Annotated in this window: 15 protein-coding genes; 9 read left to right on the top strand and 6 right to left on the bottom strand. The window is 70.4% G+C overall.

Annotated features, from left to right (window positions below; translation table 11 throughout):
• Nucleotides 1–82 precede the first annotated feature (82 nt).
• Entirely contained in the window at nucleotides 83–958 is an 876-nt protein-coding gene (locus tag AB0M67_RS36400; protein WP_365751885.1) for a carbon-nitrogen family hydrolase, read from the top strand.
• Nucleotides 959–1,034: 76 nt separating this feature from the next.
• Here the strand turns inward: AB0M67_RS36400 and AB0M67_RS36395 are convergent, their stop codons facing one another.
• Nucleotides 1,035–1,529, bottom strand: coding sequence for an LURP-one-related family protein (locus AB0M67_RS36395; protein ID WP_365751884.1), 495 nt, complete (start codon nucleotides 1,527–1,529; stop codon nucleotides 1,035–1,037).
• A gap of 160 nt (nucleotides 1,530–1,689) precedes the next feature.
• Here AB0M67_RS36395 and AB0M67_RS36390 point away from each other — a divergent pair, with 160 nt between their 5' ends.
• Nucleotides 1,690–3,552 carry an NHL domain-containing thioredoxin family protein gene (locus AB0M67_RS36390; RefSeq protein ID WP_365751883.1) on the top strand — a complete coding sequence of 621 codons (1,863 nt, stop codon included), beginning with the start codon at nucleotides 1,690–1,692 and terminating at the stop codon, nucleotides 3,550–3,552.
• Nucleotides 3,553–3,616: 64 nt separating this feature from the next.
• Here AB0M67_RS36390 and AB0M67_RS36385 read toward each other — a convergent pair whose 3' ends face one another.
• The 3 genes from AB0M67_RS36385 to AB0M67_RS36375 all read right to left on the bottom strand — a co-directional run bounded on the left by AB0M67_RS36385 (nucleotide 3,617) and on the right by AB0M67_RS36375 (nucleotide 7,368).
• The gene (locus AB0M67_RS36385; protein ID WP_365751882.1) at nucleotides 3,617–3,844 is read right to left on the bottom strand and encodes a DUF6458 family protein; all 228 of its coding nucleotides are present in this window, start codon (nucleotides 3,842–3,844) and stop codon (nucleotides 3,617–3,619) included.
• A gap of 104 nt (nucleotides 3,845–3,948) precedes the next feature.
• Nucleotides 3,949–5,250, bottom strand: coding sequence for a M18 family aminopeptidase (locus AB0M67_RS36380; protein ID WP_365751881.1), 1,302 nt, complete (start codon nucleotides 5,248–5,250; stop codon nucleotides 3,949–3,951).
• Between the two features lie 291 nt (nucleotides 5,251–5,541).
• Nucleotides 5,542–7,368, bottom strand: a complete 1,827-nt coding sequence (locus AB0M67_RS36375; RefSeq protein ID WP_365751880.1) for an acyl-CoA dehydrogenase — start codon at nucleotides 7,366–7,368, stop codon at nucleotides 5,542–5,544.
• A 163-nt stretch (nucleotides 7,369–7,531) separates the two neighbouring features.
• Between AB0M67_RS36375 and AB0M67_RS36370 the strand changes: the two genes are divergently transcribed.
• The 3 genes from AB0M67_RS36370 to AB0M67_RS36360 all read left to right on the top strand — a co-directional run bounded on the left by AB0M67_RS36370 (nucleotide 7,532) and on the right by AB0M67_RS36360 (nucleotide 10,701).
• A complete protein-coding gene (locus tag AB0M67_RS36370) occupies nucleotides 7,532–8,020 on the top strand; it encodes an SseB family protein (RefSeq protein ID WP_129772895.1) in 489 nt (162 codons plus the stop codon).
• Between the two features lie 144 nt (nucleotides 8,021–8,164).
• Nucleotides 8,165–9,118, top strand: coding sequence for a pirin family protein (locus tag AB0M67_RS36365; protein ID WP_365751879.1), 954 nt, complete (start codon nucleotides 8,165–8,167; stop codon nucleotides 9,116–9,118).
• Nucleotides 9,119–9,627: 509 nt separating this feature from the next.
• Nucleotides 9,628–10,701: an AI-2E family transporter gene (locus AB0M67_RS36360; protein ID WP_365751901.1), complete on the top strand. Its 1,074-nt coding sequence runs from the start codon at nucleotides 9,628–9,630 to the stop codon at nucleotides 10,699–10,701.
• On the opposite strand, the gene AB0M67_RS36355 is transcribed toward AB0M67_RS36360, so the two are convergent.
• Complete coding sequence (locus tag AB0M67_RS36355) at nucleotides 10,662–12,866, bottom strand: SpoIIE family protein phosphatase (protein ID WP_365751878.1); 2,205 nt, start codon at nucleotides 12,864–12,866, stop codon at nucleotides 10,662–10,664. The genes AB0M67_RS36360 and AB0M67_RS36355 overlap by 40 nt on opposite strands.
• 153 nt (nucleotides 12,867–13,019) lie before the next feature.
• Here AB0M67_RS36355 and aspS point away from each other — a divergent pair, with 153 nt between their 5' ends.
• The 4 genes from aspS (at nucleotide 13,020) to AB0M67_RS36335 (ending at nucleotide 17,239) form a co-directional block, all read left to right on the top strand.
• Nucleotides 13,020–14,792 carry an aspartate--tRNA ligase gene (gene aspS, locus AB0M67_RS36350; protein WP_365751877.1) on the top strand — a complete coding sequence of 591 codons (1,773 nt, stop codon included), beginning with the start codon at nucleotides 13,020–13,022 and terminating at the stop codon, nucleotides 14,790–14,792.
• A 210-nt stretch (nucleotides 14,793–15,002) separates the two neighbouring features.
• On the top strand, nucleotides 15,003–15,512 hold the full coding sequence (locus tag AB0M67_RS36345; protein WP_365751876.1) for a SigE family RNA polymerase sigma factor: 510 nt from the start codon (nucleotides 15,003–15,005) through the stop codon (nucleotides 15,510–15,512).
• On the top strand, nucleotides 15,496–16,410 hold the full coding sequence (locus tag AB0M67_RS36340) for a hypothetical protein (protein WP_365751875.1): 915 nt from the start codon (nucleotides 15,496–15,498) through the stop codon (nucleotides 16,408–16,410). Before AB0M67_RS36345 ends, AB0M67_RS36340 begins: the two co-directional genes overlap by 17 nt.
• 13 nt (nucleotides 16,411–16,423) lie before the next feature.
• The gene (locus tag AB0M67_RS36335; protein WP_365751874.1) at nucleotides 16,424–17,239 is read left to right on the top strand and encodes a L,D-transpeptidase family protein; all 816 of its coding nucleotides are present in this window, start codon (nucleotides 16,424–16,426) and stop codon (nucleotides 17,237–17,239) included.
• Nucleotides 17,240–17,349: 110 nt separating this feature from the next.
• Here the strand turns inward: AB0M67_RS36335 and metG are convergent, their stop codons facing one another.
• The gene (gene metG / locus AB0M67_RS36330) at nucleotides 17,350–19,071 is read right to left on the bottom strand and encodes a methionine--tRNA ligase (RefSeq protein WP_365751873.1); all 1,722 of its coding nucleotides are present in this window, start codon (nucleotides 19,069–19,071) and stop codon (nucleotides 17,350–17,352) included.
• Nucleotides 19,072–19,288 lie beyond the last annotated feature (217 nt).

The raw sequence follows: 19,288 nt of genomic DNA, 5'->3' as shown, positions 1-19,288 counted from the left end.
CTGCCCGGTGGCACCCCGGCAGTGCTTTCGTGTGACGATCGTAGGCCCGTGTTGACGGCTCGAATGCCAGGACGGTGGTACTGTGCGCGCCTCGCTGCTCCAGATCGCGGTAGATCCATACGAATCAGCCGATTCGCGCCGGCGGCGCGCGGCGGCGATGGTACGGGAACAGCGGGGCGCCGATCTGGTGGTGCTTCCGGAACTCTGGCCGGTCGGGGCCTTCGCGTACGAGTCGTTCGCCGACGAAGCGGAGGCGGTGGACGGCCCCACGTTCCGGGAGATGTCCGAGGCGGCGCGTGACGCGGGCGTCTGGCTGCACGCGGGATCCATCGTCGAGCGAGCCGAAGACGGGCACGCCTCGGGCAAACGCGCCTCGGACGCACACACCCCGGACGGACCCGCCCCGGACGGACCCGCCCCGGAGGGGATCCTCTACAACACCTCGCTCGTCCTCTCCCCCGCCGGTGAGCTCGTCCGTACCTACCGAAAGATCCACCGCTTCGGCTTCGACAAGGGCGAGGCGACGCTGATGGGCGCGGGCGACGAACTGGTCACCGTCCGGCTGCCGGAGACCACCCTCGGCCTCGCCACCTGCTACGACCTGCGCTTCCCCGAACTGTTCCGCGGGCTGGTCGACGCCGGCGCCGAGACGCTCGTCGTCCCGGCCGGCTGGCCCGCCCGCAGGCGCGCCCACTGGACGCTGCTCGCCCGCGCACGCGCCGTGGAGAACCAGGCGTACGTCCTGGCCTGCGCGAGCGCCGGTACGCACGCCGGGGTGGAGCAGTCCGGGCACAGCATCGTGGTGGACCCCTGGGGCGAGGTGCTCGCGGAGGCGGGGACGGACGAGGAGGTCCTGACCGTCGAGCTCGATCCGGCGTCGGTCGCGACGACCCGCGCGCGCTTCCCGGCACTGAAGGACCGTCGGCTGGGGCTGGAGACGCCGACCGTGACCCGATAGGCGCGCGGCCGGGCCCGCGGCCGAAGGAGCCGGGGCTCACCCCGTTCGGATCAGCTGTCGTCCGGTGCCCTCCGGATCAGCTGTCTTCGTGCTCCTTCTCCGCCATCCTGATCACACACACCGCCACGGCGATCAGCAGCGCGTGGTCGGCATCGTCCCGTACGACATTCACGCCGTATGTCTCCCGCATCCGCAGCCGGCGCCGCGAGACATGGGCCAGCAGTTCGCCGTCGTACTCGATCGCGAACTCCAGATCCAGGATCCGCCCGCTCACATCCAGCTCGGTGCCCTCGGCCAGGGAGACCCGGTAGTGATTGCGCAGCAGCGAGAGCCGCTTTCTGCGGATCGTCGCCAGCGTCCGGTCGTCCCGCTCGATGATCATGGCGTCCCGCAGACTGAGCAGTTTCTGGCGCAGGGTGATCAGCACCTGCCCGGAGGGCGCCTTCAGTTCAAGGGTGTCGCGCAGCCGCAGCGCCTTGCCGTCGACGCGGAAGGCCCGCCTGCCCTGTTCGTCCTCGATCCAGTAGTCGTCGCCGATCGCGAAGATCTTGTCGCGCACGAGATATCTCATGGAGGACGGGTACCCGGGGGAGCGGAGGCGGCGGTCGGCGGGCGCGCAGGTGCACGCATACGAGCGCGGGCGCACGCGTACGGCCGTGCGCGGGGTGCGGCCCCCGCGGTTGTGGGGTCCCTGGCCGCCGGGGCGTTTTCGGTGGTGGCACCCTTGTTTCATGACCGACGCGATCCCCGCCCCCGCTTCACCCCCGACCCGCCGCGCCCGGGTCCGTGCCCCCGAGCTGATCGGCAAGGGCGGCTGGCTCAATACCGGTGAGATGTCGTACACCCTCGCCGACCTGCGCGGACGCATCGTCATTCTCGACTTCTGGACGTTCTGCTGCATCAACTGTCTGCATGTCCTCGACGAGCTGCGGGAGCTGGAGGAGAAGCACCGGGACACGGTCGTGATCATCGGTGTCCACTCGCCGAAGTTCGTGCACGAGGCCGAGCACCAGTCCGTCGTCGACGCCGTCGAGCGGTACGGGGTGCACCATCCGGTGCTGGACGATCCCGAGCTGGCGACCTGGAAGCAGTACGCCGTACGCGCCTGGCCGACGCTGGTCGTCATCGATCCCGAGGGCTATGTCGTGGCCCAGCACGCGGGCGAGGGGCATGCGCACGCCATCGCGAGGCTGGTGGAGGAGCTGGAGACCGAGCATGCCGCGAAGGGGACGCTGCGGCGCGGGGACGGTCCGTATGTACCGCCGGAGCCGGTCGCGACCGGTCTGCGCTTCCCCGGCAAGGCGCTGGTGCTGCCCGGCGGGCACTTCCTCGTCTCGGACTCCACGCGTCATCAGCTGGTCGAGCTGGAGGCGGACGGCGAGACGGTCGTCCGGCGGATCGGCAGCGGTGTGCGCGGCTCGGGACCGGACTCCTTCAGCGAACCGCAGGGGCTCGCGCTGCTCCCCGACGGCAAGGTGATCGTCGCGGACACCGTGAACCACACGCTGCGGACGTACGACCCGGTCAGCGGTGCGGTCGAGACCGTCGCCGGGACCGGCAGGCAGTGGTGGCAGGGCTCGCCGACCGAGGGGCCCGCCCTGGAGGTGGATCTCTCCTCGCCGTGGGACGTCGCGTGGTGGGCGGACCGGGTCTGGATCGCGATGGCCGGGGTGCACCAGCTGTGGACGTACGACCCGGCCGCCGGGACGGTCGCGGTCGCGGCCGGTACGACCAATGAGGGGCTGGTGGACGGGCCCGCCGCCGAGGCGTGGTTCGCTCAGCCGTCCGGGCTCGCGGCGGCCGGGGACCGGCTGTGGATCGCCGACTCGGAGACCAGCGCCCTGCGTTACGTGGAGCGGGCGGGAGCCGGGGAGGGCGAGGGCGACGGCGAGGGCGACGGGTTTGTGATCCGTACGGCCGTCGGCTCCGGGCTCTTCGACTTCGGGCACCGCGACGGCGCCGCGGAACAGGCCCTGCTTCAGCACCCGCTGGGCGTCACCGCCCTGCCGGATGGCTCGGTCGCGGTCTCGGACACGTACAACCACGCGCTGCGCCGCTACGACCCGTCGACCGGGGAAGTGACCACGCTGGCAACGGATCTGCGGGAGCCGAGCGACGCGGTGCTCGTCGGCGAGGACATCGTCGTCGTCGAGTCCGCGCGGCACCGGCTGACCCGGCTGCGGCTGCCCGACGAGGCGGTCAAGGTCGAGGCCGTCGCCCACCGCACCCAGCGGGAGGCCACCGAGGTCGCCCCCGGCGCGCTGACGCTGGAGGTCGTCTTCACGGCGCCGACGGGCCAGAAGCTCGACACGCGCTACGGCCCCTCGACCCGGCTGCTGGTCTCCGCCACCCCGCCCGAACTGCTGGCGGAGGGCGCCGGCGCCGGTACGGATCTCCACCGTGAACTGGTGCTGGCCGACGGGGTCACCGAGGGCGTGCTGCATGTCTCCGCGATGGCCGCCTCCTGCGACGACGACCCGGCGAACGAGTACCCGGCCTGTCACGTCCATCAGCAGGACTGGGGCGTGCCCGTCCGTGTCGGCGACACCGGAACGTCCCGGCTCACGCTCGTACTGGCCGGCCTCGGCGCGTAATCCGACGGCATGACCGGGCCGGACGGAGCCCGGAGGGGGAACGGTACGAGAAGGGGCCGCCGGGTCAGAAGCCGCGGCCCCGGTCGTCCCGTTCCACCACGGTCGGGGCGACCGGCGGGACGATGGCCCGCCGACGGCGGGCGATGCTGGTGAAGGTGGCGATACCGATGATGCCGACCACCATCATGATCAGACCGACCAGGTCGAGATTGACGCTCTCCATCTCCCAGTCGGTCGCGAAGGTGAGGATCGCCCCCACCGCGATAAGACCGATGCATCCGCCAATGCCCATGAATCCCGCCTCCTTGCGTGAGTGGTGACTGTCCGGGCCATGGGATGCGCGTACCCCGGTCCGTAACAGCCATGCGGGAGCCGGGAGTTCGGCCCGGCGGACGCTCACCCCTCCAGGAACGCCACCAGGGCGTTCGCCAGCAGATACGGGTCGTCCGCGCCGCACAGCTCGCGCGCGCTGTGCATCGACAGGATCGCCACGCCGATGTCGACGGTCTGGATGCCGTGTCTCGCCGCGGTGATCGGACCGATCGTCGTGCCGCACGGCATCGAGTTGTTGGAGACGAACGACTGCCAGGGCACGCCGGCCTTCTCGCAGGCGGCGGCGAACACGGCCCGGCCGCTGCCGTCCGTCGCGTACCGCATGTTGACGTTGACCTTGAGGATGGGGCCGCCGTTGGCGCGCGGGTGGTGCGTCGGGTCGTGGCGGTCGCTGTAGTTCGGGTGCACGGCGTGGCCGGTGTCGGACGAGAGGCAGACCGTGCCCGCGAAGGCCCGCGCCCGGTCCTCGTACGTACCGCCGCGGGCGAGCACCGAGCGTTCGAGGACGGTGCCGAGCAGCGGTCCGTCCGCGCCGGTGTCCGACTGGGAGCCGTTCTCCTCGTGGTCGAAGGCGGCGAGCACCGGGATGTACGGAAGCGGCTCGGCGGCGGCGGATGTGGCGACCGCGGCCAGCGCCGCCGTACCCGCGTGCACCGACAGCAGGTTGTCCATCCGGGGCCCGGCGAGCAGTTCGCGGTCGCGGCCGAGATAGGAGGGCGGCTCGATGGCGTGCGGCATCAGGTCCCAGCCGGTGATGTCCGTGGCGTCGACGCCCGCCTCCTGCGCCACGAAGCGGATCAGATCGCCTTCCTGGGGGTCCCCGAGGCCCCAGATCGGCTGCATGTGCCGCTGCCGGTCCAGCTTCAGGCCATCGGTGTTCACGGAGCGGTCCAGATGCACGGCCAGCTGCGGGACCCGGAGCAGGGCGCGGTCGACATTGACCAGCCGGTGCGAGCCGTCGCGCAGGGTGATGCGGCCCGCGAGGCCCAGATCGCGGTCGAGCCAGGTGTTGAGCAGCGTTCCGCCGTAGATCTCCACGGCGATCTGGCGCCAGCCGTACGAGCCGGTGTCCGGCAGCGGCTTCACGCGCAGATTCGGGGAGTCGGTGTGGGCCCCGATGATACGGAAGGGGGTGTGCGGATCGGCGCCTTCCGGTACGAACCAGGCGATGATCGCCCCGCCGCGCAGCACGAACCGCCCGCCCGCCGACCCGTCCCAGGCGTCCGTCTCCCGCAGCTGCCGGAAGCCTGCCTTCTCCAGTCGCTCCGCGGCATTGGCCACCGCGTGATACGGCGAGGGACTGGCCGTCAAGAAGGAGATGAGATCGTCGGTGTGGCCGCGGTCGAAGCGGGCGGAAGTGCTCATGGGGTTCACCATAACGACGGGCCCTGGCACCGGGCCCGTCACCGGTTGGAACGGCATGGAACTGGGCGGGACAAGCTCCGCACATGGGGAGAACAGGCACGCGGGACGGAGCGGCGGGCGGCGGAAAACGGCGGGACGGACCGCGAAGGACGGCGGTACGGACCGAGGGAACAGACCGCGGACAGACCGCGGACAGACCGCGGACGGACGGCGGACAGACGGCAGGACACCTCCCCGCGGAGAGGTGTCCTGCCGTCCTGTTGTCCTGTCGTCGTGATCTGGCGGGCGCGGTCAGAAGGCCGCTTCGTCCAGCTCCATGAGGGAGTCGTCGACGGTCTCGGCGAGCGCGCGCTGCGTCGAGACGTCCGGCAGGACATTCGCGGCGAAGAACTTCGCCGCCGCGATCTTGCCCTGGTAGAACGCCACGTCCTTCGCGGCGGCCGTCTCCAGCTTCTCGGCGGCCACGGCGGCGCCGCGCAGCAGCAGATAGCCGACGACCACATCGCCCGAGGCCATCAGCAGCCGTGTCGTGTTCAGCCCGACCTTGTAGATGTTCTTGACGTCCTCGCCGGTGGAGGTGAGGTCGGTCAGCATCCGGCCGACGATCGCCTCCAGGTCGACGGCCGCCTTGGCGAGCGCGTCGCGGGCCGGGGCCAGCTCCGTACCGCCGGTGCCGACCGCGAGGAACGTCTTGATCTCCTCGGCGAGCGTGTTCAGCGACTGGCCCTGGTCGCGGACGATCTTCCGGAAGAAGAAGTCCTGGCCCTGGATCGCGGTGGTGCCCTCGTAGAGGGTGTCGATCTTGGCGTCCCGGATGTACTGCTCGATCGGGTACTCCTGCAGATAGCCGGAGCCGCCGAAGATCTGGAGGGACTGGGCGAGCTGCTCGTACGACCGCTCCGAGCCGTAGCCCTTCACTATCGGCAGCAGCAGATCGTTCAGCCCGTGCAGCGCCTTCGCGTTCTCGCCCTCGGCCTCCTTGACGGCGATCTCGTCCTGCACGGAGGCGGTGTACATGACGAGGGCGCGCATGCCCTCCGCGTACGCCTTCTGCGTCATCAGCGAGCGGCGCACATCGGGGTGGTGCGTGATGGTGACCTTGGGCGCGGCCTTGTCCATGAACTGCGCCAGGTCGGGGCCCTGGACGCGCTCCTTGGCGTACTCCAGCGCGTTCAGATAGCCGGTGGACAGCGTGGCGATGGCCTTCGTGCCGACCATCATCCGGGCGAACTCGATGATGCGGAACATCTGGCGGATGCCCTCGTGCTTGTCACCGATCAGCCAGCCCTTGGCGGGGTGGCGGTCGCCGAAGGTCATCTCGCAGGTGTTGGAGGCCTTGAGCCCCATCTTGTGCTCGACGTTCGTGGCGTACGCGCCGTTGCGCGCGCCCAGCTCGCCGGTCTCCCAGTCGAACTCGTACTTCGGTACGAGGAAGAGCGACAGGCCCTTGGTGCCGGGGCCGGCGCCCTCGGGGCGGGCGAGGACGTAGTGAAGGATGTTCTCCGACATGTCGTGCTCACCGGAGGTGATGAAGCGCTTCACGCCCTCGATGTGCCAGCTGCCGTCCGCCTGCTCGACGGCCTTCGTACGGCCCGCGCCGACGTCCGAGCCGGCGTCCGGCTCGGTGAGGACCATCGTGGAGCCCCACTGCTTCTCGACGGCGAACGCGGCGACCTTCTTCTGCGCCTCGTTCCCCTCGTCGAAGAGGACCCCGGCGAAGGCGGGGCCCGACGCGTACATCCACACGGCGGGGTTCGCGCCGAGGAGCAGCTCCGCGTACGCCCAGATCAGGGAGCGCGGGGAGGTCGTGCCGCCGATCTCCTCCGGCAGGCCGAGGCGCCAGTACTCGGAGTCCATGTACGCCTGGTAGCTCTTCTTGAAGGCCGCCGGGACCGGAGCCGTGTTGGTCTCCGGGTCGAAGACCGGCGGATTGCGGTCGGCGTCCGCGAACGACTCGGCGAGGTCGGTCTCCGCGAGGCGCGTGACCTCTTCGAGGATGCTCTTGGCGGTCTCCACGTCCATCTCCGCGAACGGTCCGGAGCCGTAGAGCTTGTCGCGTCCGAGGACCTCGAAGAGGTTGAACTCGATGTCGCGCAGATTTGACTTGTAGTGCCCCATGGCGACGACTCCGTAAGGATCGGGGAGGCAGGTTCCTCATACGTGTACCGGTAAGTAGCTACGATGATGCTACCCATGGGTAATAAGGCGCAACCCCGTCCGGGATACTGTGACGAGGCCGACGCGGCTCCCCAGGGCACCATTCCTCAGTACTCTTGCGCTCATGTACGGCTACGACCAGAACCCGGGCGCTCAGCAGCAGTACACGCACCCGCCTCAGCAGCCGCAGCAGCAGCCGATGGGCGGCCCGGGCGCGGGCGGATACGGCGAACAGCCGCTGTATCCGGAGCCCTCGCCCCCGTCGCTCGGGGACGCCGTGCGGGCGTTCACGACGGGGTCGCTCTCGGCCGAGGACTTCCAGCAGATCTTCGCGACATCGAAGGTCTACTGCCCGCGGGGTGACAACCCCGGGTTCCTGGCGCTGCACAACACACAGCAGCCGGTGATCCCCATGTTCAGCACGCTCAAGGAGCTGCGGCGGTACGCGGGCAAGGAGTCGAAGTACTTCGTGATCACCGGCGCCGAGGTGATCGATCTGCTGCCCACGGGATACGGCTTCGTACTGGACATGGAGGGCGACCACCGCATGGTGTTCGACGCGAAGGCGGTCGAGCAGATGGTGGACTTCGCGATGCGCCGTATGTACGGCTAGGTCCTGTCCCCTCCTCCCCGGCTCCTCCTCCGCCGCGGCCCATCCGGCCGCGGCGTACCCATGTCGCCCCTCGGGAATGCGGCGCGCCTTGCCAGATGTTCACTGTTCAACTAAATTGAACGTTGAATCATCAAGGAGGCCCTCATGCCCGCAGTGACCGTCGAAAACCCGCTGACCCTGCCCCGGGTGACGGCTCCGGCCGACGCCGTGGCCCGCCCCGTACTCGCCGTCACGACCGCGCCCGGCGGTTTCGAGGGCGAGGGCTTCCCGGTGCGTCGCGCCTTCGCGGGGATCAAGTACGAGCACCTCGACCCGTTCATCATGATGGATCAGATGGGCGAGGTGGAGTACGCGCCGGGCGAGCCCAAGGGCACGCCGTGGCACCCGCACCGCGGCTTCGAGACCGTCACGTACCTGATCGATGGCACCTTCATCCACCAGGACAGCAACGGTGGCGGCGGCACCATCCAGAACGGTGACACCCAGTGGATGACGGCGGGCTCCGGCCTGCTGCACATCGAGGCTCCGCCGGAGTCGCTGGTCATGTCCGGCGGGCTGTTCCACGGCCTCCAGCTCTGGGTGAACCTCCCGGCGTCCGACAAGATGATGGACCCCCGGTACCAGGACATCCGCGGCGGCCAGGTCCAGCTCCTGACCTCGCACGACGGCGGCGCGCTGCTCCGCGTGATCGCCGGCGCGCTGGACGGACACGAGGGTCCCGGCATCACGCACACCCCGATCACGATGATCCACGCGACGCTGCGGCCGGGTGCGGAGATCAACCTGCCGTGGCGCGAGGACTTCAACGGTCTCGCGTACGTACTGGCGGGGCGCGGCTCGGTCGGTACGGAGAGGCGTCCCGTCCACATGGGGCAGACGGCGGTGTTCGGCGCGGGCGGCGCGCTGAGCGTGCGCGCGGACGAGTCCCAGGACGGGAACACGCCGGACCTGGAGGTCGTGCTGCTGGGCGGGCGCCCGATCAGGGAGCCGATGGCGCACTACGGCCCGTTCGTGATGAACAGTCACGCGGAGCTCAAGCAGGCGTTCGACGACTTCCAGGCGGGCCGCCTGGGAACGGTCCCCGCGGGGCCGGCGTAGCCGGCGGTTGCGGGGTGCGGTGCGCCTCCGGCGCGGGTGCGTTGTGGTGCCGGGGGCCGGGGCCTCCGGAGGTACATGTCCGGACGGCATGATTTACGGCGCGACTCTGGCCAGTCGATGGTTCGGGCGTCCGTGCGCCACAAATCACGCTTTAGTGTCCGGACACGCACCTCCTACGACCCCGACCCCCTCCCGCCCGTGGGCCGCCTCGCGCACGACCGGGCCGCTTGAGCGGGCGGTGAAGGGGGGCGCGCAGGGGTCGTGTCCGGGACGTAGAGCGTGATTTGTGGCGCGCGAACGCCCGAACCATCGACAGGGCAGCTGCGCGCCGTAAATCATGCAGTCCCGGGCGCGAGCCCGGAGCGACCACCGGCAACCACCCGCACCCGGAAACCGGCCCCAGCCGAAACGCACCCGTACCCACGCCCCCCGCCGGACGGCGACGGTCACTCGCGCGGAGCTCAACGCGGGACAGGTCCCCCCTCCCGTGGTCGGGTGGGAGCGTGCAGATCTCGTCGCCGTCCCTCCTCCCCGAGAGCGCCCGGCGCCTCGCCGCCTGGTGCGGTGTGGTGCTGGTGATCGCCGGGGTCGGGGCCGTCGCGATCTGGCTGGTCGTCACTTTCAAGACCGCCGTCACGCCCGTACTGCTCGCCATCCTCGGCACCGCGCTGCTCGGCCCCCTCTACCGCCGCCTCGTCGCACTGCGGTTGAACCGGTCGCTCGCCGCCGGGCTCACCTGCGTCGCCGTCGTGGCCGTGGTCGGCGGCGCGGGGTACATCGTCGTCAGCGCGCTGGTCGACAACGGCGACCAGATCATGACCTCGCTGCGCCAGGCGGCGCGGGACATGGCCCGGCACTTCGGCGCCGCCGGGACCTCGCTCGACGATCTGGCGAAGAACGCCAAGACCCTGATCGGGAAGTTCGGCGCCACCGCCGCCTCCGGGGTCCTCACCGGGATCAGTGTCGTCGGCGAGCTGATCGCCACCGCCGTGCTCGCGCTGCTGCTGATGTTCTTCTTCCTGCGCGACTCCGAGCGCGCGGCCGACGCGCTCAGGGCCTTCGCCCCGCGGACGACCGGGGACACCGTCGAGGCCATGGCCCGCCGTGCCTTCGGTGCCGTCGAGGGGTTCATGCGCGGCACCACCGTCATCGCCCTGATCGACGCGGTCTGCATCACCGTCGGCCTGCTGATCCTGCGTGTCCCCGGCGCCGTCGGGCTCGGTGCGCTCGTCTTCGTCGGGGCGTACATCCCGTATCTCGGCGCCTTTCTCTCCGGTGCCGTCGCCGTGCTGGTCGCCCTCGCCGACCGGGGCCTGGTGATCGGGCTGTGGGCGCTGGGGGTGGTGCTCGCCGTGCAGGTGCTGGAGGGCCATGTGCTCCAGCCGATGATCCAGAGCCGTACGGTCCAGATGCATCCGGCCGTGGTGATACTGGCGATCACCGCGGGCGCCAGCGTGGCCGGGATTCTGGGGATACTGCTCGCCGTACCGCTGACGGCCGCCGCGTTCGGTGTCCTCTCCGAGCTGAGGGACCGCTACGGCCGCTACGACGACGCCCCGGGCCCCGTCCCGCCGCACTCGTAGAGCTCGAACCAGATCGACTTGCCCTCGCCGCGCGGATCCACCCCCCAGGCGTCGGCGAGCACCTCCATCAGCACCAGCCCGCGCCCGCTGGAGGCCAGTTCCCCGGGGTGTCTGCGGTGCGGCAGTTCGTCGCTGGTGTCGGCGACCTCGACGCGCAGGCGCCGGTCGCCCGGCTCGCCGCGTGCCTCCGCGACGAGCAGGGCGTCGCCGTCGGTGTGCACGAGGACGTTGGTGATCATCTCGGAGACCATCAGCTCGGCGGAGTCGATCTGTTCCGCGTCCGCCCAGTCGTGCAGCAGCTCGCGCAGCTGGCGCCGTACGCCCGCGATCCGCTCGGGCTCGGCCTGGGCGACGGTCAGCGCGGTGCGCCGGGGAATCCCGCCGGCGAGCCGGGCCGGCGCGAGGTCCCGGGAGAGCAGCAGGAGCGCGATGTCGTCCTCGCGGCGGTCCACGAGCGGTCCGGTCGTGTAGTGCGAGGTGGGCCCGTGCACGGCCTGGATGAGGGTGTCGGCGAGCTTCTCCAGGGATCCGCCGCTGTCCTGCTCCAGTACGGGCCGCAGCCGCGCCCAGCCGGTCGCGAGATCGTGTCCGCCGGTCTCGATGAGCCCGTCCGTGCACAGCATGAGCGTTTCGCCCGGCCCCAGGACGAGCCGGGTCGTCGGATAGTCGGAGTCGGCCTCGATGCCGAGCGGCAGTCCGCCTTCGGTCTGCCGGACGAACGCGGTCCCGTCCGCCGTACGGATCACCGGGTCGGGATGGCCCGCGCGGGCGATGTCGAGCGTGCCGTTCTCGGGGTCGACTTCCAGATAGAGGCAGGTCGCGAAGCGCGGGCCCGCCACGGAGTACCACTCGTCCATCACGGCGGCCCCCGCGTCCGTGCGCGGTCCGCCGCCGGGGACGGCGCCGCCGTCGCGCCCCGGGTAGTGCTGGAGACCGGCCAGGAAGCGGGAGGCGCGGGAGAGCACCGCGTCGGGCCGGTGGCCCTCGGAGGCGTAGGCGCGCAGGGCGATCCGCAGCTGGCCCATGAGGCCGGCGGCCCGTACGTCATGGCCCTGGACATCCCCGATGACCAGCGCGAAGCGTCCGCCCCAGTGCTCGGAGCGCGCTGTGCCGCCGGGCAGCGGGATCATGTCGTACCAGTCGCCGCCGATCTGGAGGCCGCCGCCGGTCGGTACGTACCTGGCCGCCATGGTCATGCCGGGGATCTCGGGTCCGAGCGTCGGCATCATCGTGCGCTGAAGGCCGAGGGAGAGCTCGCGCTCGGTCTCGGCGACGCTCGCGCGGGCCAGCGCCTGCGCCATCATCCGGGCCACCGTCGTCAGGACGGACCGCTCGTCGGGCGAGAAGGCGACACGGTGTTTGAAGGCGGCCATCCAGGTGCCCAGCGTGCGGCCCGCGACGATCAGCGGGAGGAAGGCCCACGAGTGGCGGCCGAAGCGTTTCACGTACCGCCAGGTGGCGGGGTAGCGGTCGGCGTACGACTCCGGGGTGGGCAGATAGATGGCCCGGCCGGTCCTTACGACCTCGGCCGCCGGGTAGTCGCTGTCCATCGTCATGCCCTCGAACGGCGCCGAGTCCTCCGGGGCGTGCCCGTGGTGGCCGATGATCGTCAGCCGCTCGCCGGAGACGCCGTAGACCGCGAGGCCGTCAGGCGAGAAGCCGGGCATGGAGAGGGAGGCGGCGACCCGCAGCACCTCGGCGGTCGAGCGTGCCTCGGCCAGCGCGCGGCCGGCGTCGAGCAGGAACGCCTCCCGGGAGCGCCGCCAGTCGCCGGTGACGGAGGACCGTTCGACGGTGGTGCCCGGCTGGGGCTCGGTGATCGCCTGGACCGTGCCGATCATCTCGTGGTCCCCCTCGGCCGGGGACGTGCTGACCGGCTTGGCCCTGACCCGTACGGTACGGATCACCCGGCCGCTCTCGTCCACGACCCGCAGCCGGGCTTCGGCGAGGGTCCTCTCGGCGAGCGCGAGATTGAAGATGCCGTCGATCTCGTTCCAGTCGATGGGGTGCAAACAGGAGCGCGCGGCGGACACGGTGAGCGTCACGGGTTCCTCGGGCATGCCGAGCAGCCGGGCCGCCTCCCCGTCGAGGGTGACCGTGTCGGACGCGTTCTCCCAGCGCCATAGACCGGTCGCGATCGCGGCCAGGACATCCTCGGTGCGCATTGTCCCACTTTATGAATATGTGTAGAACAAACGCCACCGAGGGGTGTGTCATGGCCGGGCGGTAACCTGTTACGGCGTACGAGGTAATGCCCTCCACGACGTAGCGCTTCCGTCCGGACAACCCCGACTTGCCAAGAACTGGATGAAACGACGATGCATCGGTACAGGTCCCACACCTGCGGCGAGCTCCGCGCCTCTGACGTCGGTGCCGACGTCCGGCTGAGCGGCTGGCTGCACAATCGCCGAGACCTGGGCGGCATCCTCTTCATCGATCTCCGCGATCACTACGGTCTGGTCCAGCTCGTGGCCCGCCCCGGCACCCCCGCGAACGAGGAGCTGGCCAAGCTCACGAAGGAGACCGTCGTCCGTATCGACGGCAAGGTCTCCGCGCGCGGTGCGGAGAACGTCAACCCGGAGCTGTCGACGGGCGAGATCGAGATCGAGGTCTCCGAGGTCGAGATCCTCGGCGCGGCGGGTCCGCTGCCGTTCACGGTCAACGCCGAGGACGGGGTGAACGAGGAGCGGCGCCTGGAGTACCGCTTCCTCGACCTGCGCCGTGAGCGCATGCACCGCAACATCATGCTGCGGACGGCCGTCATCTCCGCCATCCGGCACAAGATGACCGCGCTGGGCTTCAACGAGATGGCCACGCCCATCCTCACCGCGACCTCCCCCGAGGGCGCCCGCGACTTCGTGGTCCCGTCCCGGTTGAACCCGGGCAGGTTCTACGCGCTGCCGCAGGCACCGCAGCAGTTCAAGCAGCTGCTGATGATCTCGGGCTTCGACCGCTACTTCCAGATCGCGCCGTGCTTCCGCGACGAGGACGCCCGCGCCGACCGCTCGCCCGGCGAGTTCTACCAGCTCGATGTCGAGATGAGCTTCGTCGAGCAGGAGGACGTCTTCCGGCCGATCGAGAAGCTGATGACCGAGCTGTTCGAGGAGTTCGGCAACGGCCGCCATGTCACCTCGCCGTTCCCGCGCATCCCGTTCCGCGAGTCGATGCTGAAGTACGGCAACGACAAGCCGGACCTGCGTGCCAAGCTCGAACTCTCCGACATCTCCGATGTCTTCGAGGGCTCCGAGTTCAAGGCGTTCGCCGGGAAGCACGTCCGCGCCCTGCCGGTGCCGGACACGGCGGGCCAGTCGCGGAAGTTCTTCGACGGGCTCGGTGAGTACGCCGTCGAGCACGGTGCGAAGGGCCTGGCCTGGGTGCGGGTCGGCGAGGACGGCTCGCTGAGCGGCCCGATCGCCAAGTTCCTCACCGAGGAGAACGTCAAGCTGCTCACCGAGCGCCTGGGGCTCGTCCCCGGCCACGCCGTCTTCTTCGGCGCGGGTGAGTTCGACGAGGTCTCCAAGATCATGAGCGCGGTGCGTGTCGAGGCGGCCAAGCGCGCGGGCCACTTCGAGGAGGGCGTCTTCCGGTTCTGCTGGATCGTCGACTTCCCGATGTACGAGAAGGACGAGGAGACCGGGAAGATCGACTTCTCGCACAACCCGTTCTCGATGCCCCAGGGCGGCCTGGAAGACCTGGAGACGAAGGACCCGCTGGACATCCTGGCGTGGCAGTACGACATCGTCTGCAACGGAATCGAGCTGTCCTCCGGCGCGATCCGTAACCACGAGCCCGAGCTGATGATCAAGGCGTTCGAGATCGCCGGCTACGACCGCGAGACCGTCGAGCACGAGTTCGCGGGCATGCTCCGCGCGTTCCGCCTCGGTGCCCCGCCGCACGGCGGCATCGCCCCGGGCGTCGACCGCATCGTGATGCTGCTGGCCGACGAGCCGAACATCCGCGAGACGATCGCCTTCCCGCTCAACGGCAACGCGCAGGACCTGATGATGGGCGCGCCCACGGAGCTGGCCGAGTCCCGCCTCCGCGAGCTGAACATCGCGCTGCGCAAGCCGGCCGCGAAGTCAGGCGAGTAGCCTCCCGGCACACCCGAAGGGGCCCGGAACCGTGTGGTTCCGGGCCCCTTCGCGTGTCCGGCCGCAATGCTCCGATTCAGGACAACGTGAGCCGCGCCCGCCGACCGGACCGGCGTACGCGGAGAAGTTCATGCGTCCGAGGCAACCTGACCGCCGCCCCATCGCGTTCCACTGGCGTGGGAGACCGAACACAAGGGCGAGGGCAGGCCAATGGAGACCGGGGACGGCGACTTCGAGGCATTCGTCGCCGCCCGGGGGCCGCGGCTTCTGCGGATGGCCTGGCTGCTGACCGGGGACGCGCATCTCGCCGAGGATCTGCTCCAGAGCACCCTCGCGAAGGTGTGGCCCAAGTGGCCGCGCATCGCGGGGGACCGGCCGGAGGCGTACGTACGCAAGGCGCTGGTGCATCTGCACGCGTCCTGGTGGCGGCGGCGCTGGCGGGGCGAGCTGCCGTACGGCGATGTCCCGGACGCGGTGGGGACGTTCGACGCGTACGCCGGGGTGGACCTGGAACAGTCGCTGGCCGCCGCCGTGCGCGCACTGCCCGTGCGGCAGCGCGCGGTGGTCGTGCTGCGCTACTTCGAGGACCTGAGCGTCGACGACACCGCGGCGACCCTCGGCTGCACCCCCGGCACCGTCAAGAGCCAGTCGGCGCGTGCGCTGCGCACCCTGCGCGCCGCGCTGCCCGCCTCCGTGGAAGGCGGTGACCGCCGTGGGTGACTTCTGGCCCCTCTGGCCCCGCAAGCCGCACAGGCCCCGTAAGCCGCACAGGACCCATGGGCCGGACGGGACCCATGGGCCGGACAGCGAGACCGGGCCGGGCCGTGAGCCGGGCCCCGAGGACGAGCGGGAGCTGCGGATCCTGCTGGAGAAGGCCGTACCCCGGCTGCCCGCCCCCGAGGGCCGGCTACAGGGGGTACGGGAACGGGTCGCCAGGACCCGCCGTCGGCGCCGTACGGCAGGGACCGCCGCGGCGGCCGTGACCGGGCTGGTCCTCGCCGGGACGCTGCTCCCCGGCGTATCGGGCGTCGGCGAGGAGTCCACCCCACCCGCCTCCGCCGCCCCCTCGCTCACCTCGCCCCCTGACCCCTCGCCCGGCGACGGGCGGGACCGGCGGACGCGCTTCGCACAGGTGGCCGGTCTCACCCTCCGGCTGCCGGACACCTGGCAGGCCCTCGACATGCCGGAGGACGTCCGGGACAAGCAGCCGGCCCGCGGTTTCGTCTCGTCCCAACGGCTCGTCCCGTACGAGCGGCCCTGCCCCGGGAACGACGAGAGCCTGTGCCTTCCGGTGGAGCCCCTCCGGCCCGGCGGTGTCCTGGTCACGCTGGTCGCGCGGAGCGGGATCGACCTGTCGCCCAAGGCCCAGGACCCACCGGAGCTGTATCCGTCGGACAGCCCTTCCCCGGCCTGCCGGAAGATCGCCGGAACCCAGGAGTTCTACGGGCTGATCGGCGGCGTCCCCGCTCCCTACTCGGCGATCACCGTCACCCTGTGCGTCGCGGGCGACTCGCCGGGGACCGTCGAGGACGCCCACGCGATGATCACCGGCGCAGACTTCGGCAGAGGACCTGAGAACGCCCCGCCCCCTACCGGCCATCCCCGGAACGCGAGATGAAAGAGGCCCGTACATGTCCCTGCGCCCTGTCCGCCCCGTCCGCAGAGGACAGCTGATCGCCGCGCTGCTGGCGACCGGCCTGCTGCTCACCGGCTGCTCGGGCCTCACCGGCACCACGGACCATGCGGACAACGTGGGCTCGGCGCCGGGCGGGACGGTCGCCAAGGACAAGGCCGCCGCCGATACCACCGGCGGCGGCGCGGGAGGGCCCGTCCCCGAGTCGGAGGGCGTCAAGCCGGAGGAGATCCCCGATCTCGGTCCCGCGACCCGTGCGGAGATCTCCCCCGAGGCGTCCCAGGCCGTTGTGGTGACCGGCACGGGCCGGGACTCCAGCACGTCCTCGGCCGTCGTCTACGAGCGCGATCCGGTCACCGGCTGGCATGCGGTCTCGGACGTCTGGCCCGCCCACAACGCCGTGCGCGGCTGGACCGACGACCACTTCCAGGGCGATCTGCGTTCCCCCATCGGGGTGTTCGACCTCACCGATGCGGGCGGCAAGCTGCCCGACCCCGGCACGAAGCTCCCGTACGACCGCGGAGCCATCTTCGAGGCGTCGGGCGACGGCTTCGAGGGCGAGGCGCTCGCGGGGTCCTTCGACTATGTGGTCGCGATCAACTACAACCGGCTGGCCGGCACCACACCCCTCGACTGGACCCGGCCGCTCGGCGAGGACAAGGGCGGCGGCATCTGGCTCCATGTGGACCACGGCGGGCCCACCCAGGGGTGTGTCTCGCTGCCGCGCTGGCGGATGAAGGAGCTGCTGAGGATGCTGGACCCGGCGAAGCGGCCGGTCGTGGTGATGGGCGACGCGGAGTCGCTCAGCGACTGACACGCCGTGGGCGACCGGACCCCGACCGACCGTACGCGCGAGGGCCCGGGACCTGCCGTCCCGGGCCCTCTCATGCCATCAGCGGCGGCCGGGCGATACCCGGCCGCGCGTTACGCCGCCGGGTCCTCGCCGCCGAAGCGCTCCCGGTACGCGGCCAGGTCCTCGTCGCTGATCTTCGCGAAGAGCACCGGCGGGACGGTGAACGCCGTACCGGCCGGAACGGACGCCAGCGCCTTCGCCTCCTCGGCCGTGACCCAGCTCGCCGTGTCGTCGGTCAGCGCGAACGCCTCCCGCATGGCCCTGGAGGACGCCGGGATGAACGGCTCGGAGACCACCGCGTACAGATGGATCAGGTTCATCGCCGTCCGCAGGGAGAGCGCCGCGCCCTCCTCGTCGGACTTGATCTCCAGCCACGGAGCCTTCTCCTCCAGATACGAGTTGCCCGCGGACCACAGGGCGCGCAGCGCGGCGGCGGCCTTGCGGAACTGGAGCGTCTCCATGTGGCCCTCGTACTCGGCGAGCAGCCCCGCGATCTCCTCGCCGAGCCGCGCCTCCGCCTCGCCCGCCGGCTTGCCGGCCGGCACGGCGTCACCGAAGCGCTTGCGCGAGAAGGACAGGACGCGGTTCACGAAGTTGCCGAGGGTGTCGGCGAGGTCCTTGTTGACCGTCGTCGTGAAGTGCTCCCAGGAGAAGGACGTGTCGTCCGACTCCGGCGCGTTCGCGATCAGGAAGTAGCGCCAGTAGTCGGCGGGCAGCAGTTCCAGCGCGGCGTCGGTGAAGACGCCCCGCTTCTGCGAGGTGGAGAACTTGCCGCCGTAGTAGGTGAGCCAGTTGAAGGCCTTGACGTAGTCGACCTTCTTCCAGGGCTCGCGGGTGCCGAGCTGGGTGGCCGGGAACATCACCGTGTGGAACGGGACGTTGTCCTTGGCCATGAACTCCGTATAGCGGACGGCGTCGTCGGCCTCGTACCACCAGGACTTCCAGTCTCGGTTCGCCGGGTCCTGGTCCGACCACTCCTTCGTCGCGCCGATGTACTCGATGGGCGCGTCGAACCAGACGTAGAAGACCTTGCCCTCGGCCGCCAGCTCCGGCCAGGTGTCGGCCGGGACCGGTACGCCCCAGTCCAGGTCGCGGGTGATCGCGCGGTCGTGCAGGCCCTCGCTCAGCCACTTGCGGGCGATCGAGGAGGCGAGCTGCGGCCACTCAGCGCTGCTCGCGTCGATCCAGTTCTCGACCTCGCCGGCCAGCTTCGACTGGAGGAGGAAGAGATGCTTGGTCTCGCGGACCTCCAGCTCGCTGCTGCCGCTGATCGCGGAGCGCGGGTTGATCAGATCGGTCGGGTCCAGCACGCGGGTGCAGTTCTCGCACTGGTCGCCGCGGGCCTTGTCGTAGCCGCAGTGCGGGCACGTACCGACGATGTAGCGGTCCGGCAGGAAGCGGTCGTCGGCGATCGAGAAGACCTGGCGGATCGCCCGCTCCTCGATGAAGCCGTTCTCCATGAGGCGGCGCGCGAAGTGCTGGGTGATCTCGCGGTTCTGCGCGGACGAGCTGCGGCCGAAGTAGTCGAAGGCGAGCTCGAAGCCGTCGTAGATCGCCTTCTGGGCGTCGTGCTGCTCGGCGCAGAAGGCGTCGACCGGGACGCCCGCTTCCTTCGCCGCCAGTTCGGCGGGGGTGCCGTGCTCGTCGGTGGCGCAGATGAACAGGACCTCGTGGCCGCGTCGGCGGAGGTACCTGGCGTACACATCCGCCGGGAGCATGGACCCCACCATGTTGCCCAGGTGCTTGATCCCGTTGATATACGGAAGGGCGCTGGTGATGAGGTGTCGAGCCATTGCAGGCTGCTCCCAAGTCGCTACACGGAGTGACCAATTGGTCTACGGAATGTCAATATCGTATCCGACCCGTCGAGCGCGAGTCGCCCCCATTTGCCGGGGGTGCGCAGCGCCGCGCGAGGCGTGTGCGCCGCTGCGCGGGGGAGAGAGCTTTCCGAAACACCCCTTCCCGTAGACAGGCGCATCCCGGGAGAGAAAGGGCATCATGTACGAGGCG

This window comes from Streptomyces sp. NPDC051662 (assembly GCF_040681655.1).
Taxonomy (GTDB): domain Bacteria; phylum Actinomycetota; class Actinomycetes; order Streptomycetales; family Streptomycetaceae; genus Streptomyces.
The sequence above is the reverse complement of the archived record's forward strand: the minus strand, read 5'-3'. Positions and strand labels throughout refer to the sequence as shown.

Excerpts from the sequence above, each read along its gene's own strand:
- metG (WP_365751873.1), bottom strand. The coding sequence starts at position 19,071 with ATGGCTCGACACCTCATCACCAGCGCCCTTCCGTATATCAACGGGATC.
- AB0M67_RS36380 (WP_365751881.1), bottom strand. The coding sequence starts at position 5,250 with ATGAGCACTTCCGCCCGCTTCGACCGCGGCCACACCGACGATCTCATC.
- AB0M67_RS36385 (WP_365751882.1), bottom strand. The coding sequence starts at position 3,844 with ATGGGCATTGGCGGATGCATCGGTCTTATCGCGGTGGGGGCGATCCTC.
- AB0M67_RS36370 (WP_129772895.1), top strand. The coding sequence starts at position 7,532 with ATGTACGGCTACGACCAGAACCCGGGCGCTCAGCAGCAGTACACGCAC.
- AB0M67_RS36390 (WP_365751883.1), top strand. The coding sequence starts at position 1,690 with ATGACCGACGCGATCCCCGCCCCCGCTTCACCCCCGACCCGCCGCGCC.
- AB0M67_RS36375 (WP_365751880.1), bottom strand. The coding sequence starts at position 7,368 with ATGGGGCACTACAAGTCAAATCTGCGCGACATCGAGTTCAACCTCTTC.
- AB0M67_RS36335 (WP_365751874.1), top strand. The coding sequence starts at position 16,424 with ATGTCCCTGCGCCCTGTCCGCCCCGTCCGCAGAGGACAGCTGATCGCC.
- AB0M67_RS36365 (WP_365751879.1), top strand. The coding sequence starts at position 8,165 with ATGCCCGCAGTGACCGTCGAAAACCCGCTGACCCTGCCCCGGGTGACG.
- AB0M67_RS36395 (WP_365751884.1), bottom strand. The coding sequence starts at position 1,529 with ATGAGATATCTCGTGCGCGACAAGATCTTCGCGATCGGCGACGACTAC.
- aspS (WP_365751877.1), top strand. The coding sequence starts at position 13,020 with ATGCATCGGTACAGGTCCCACACCTGCGGCGAGCTCCGCGCCTCTGAC.
- AB0M67_RS36345 (WP_365751876.1), top strand. The coding sequence starts at position 15,003 with ATGGAGACCGGGGACGGCGACTTCGAGGCATTCGTCGCCGCCCGGGGG.
- AB0M67_RS36355 (WP_365751878.1), bottom strand. The coding sequence starts at position 12,866 with ATGCGCACCGAGGATGTCCTGGCCGCGATCGCGACCGGTCTATGGCGC.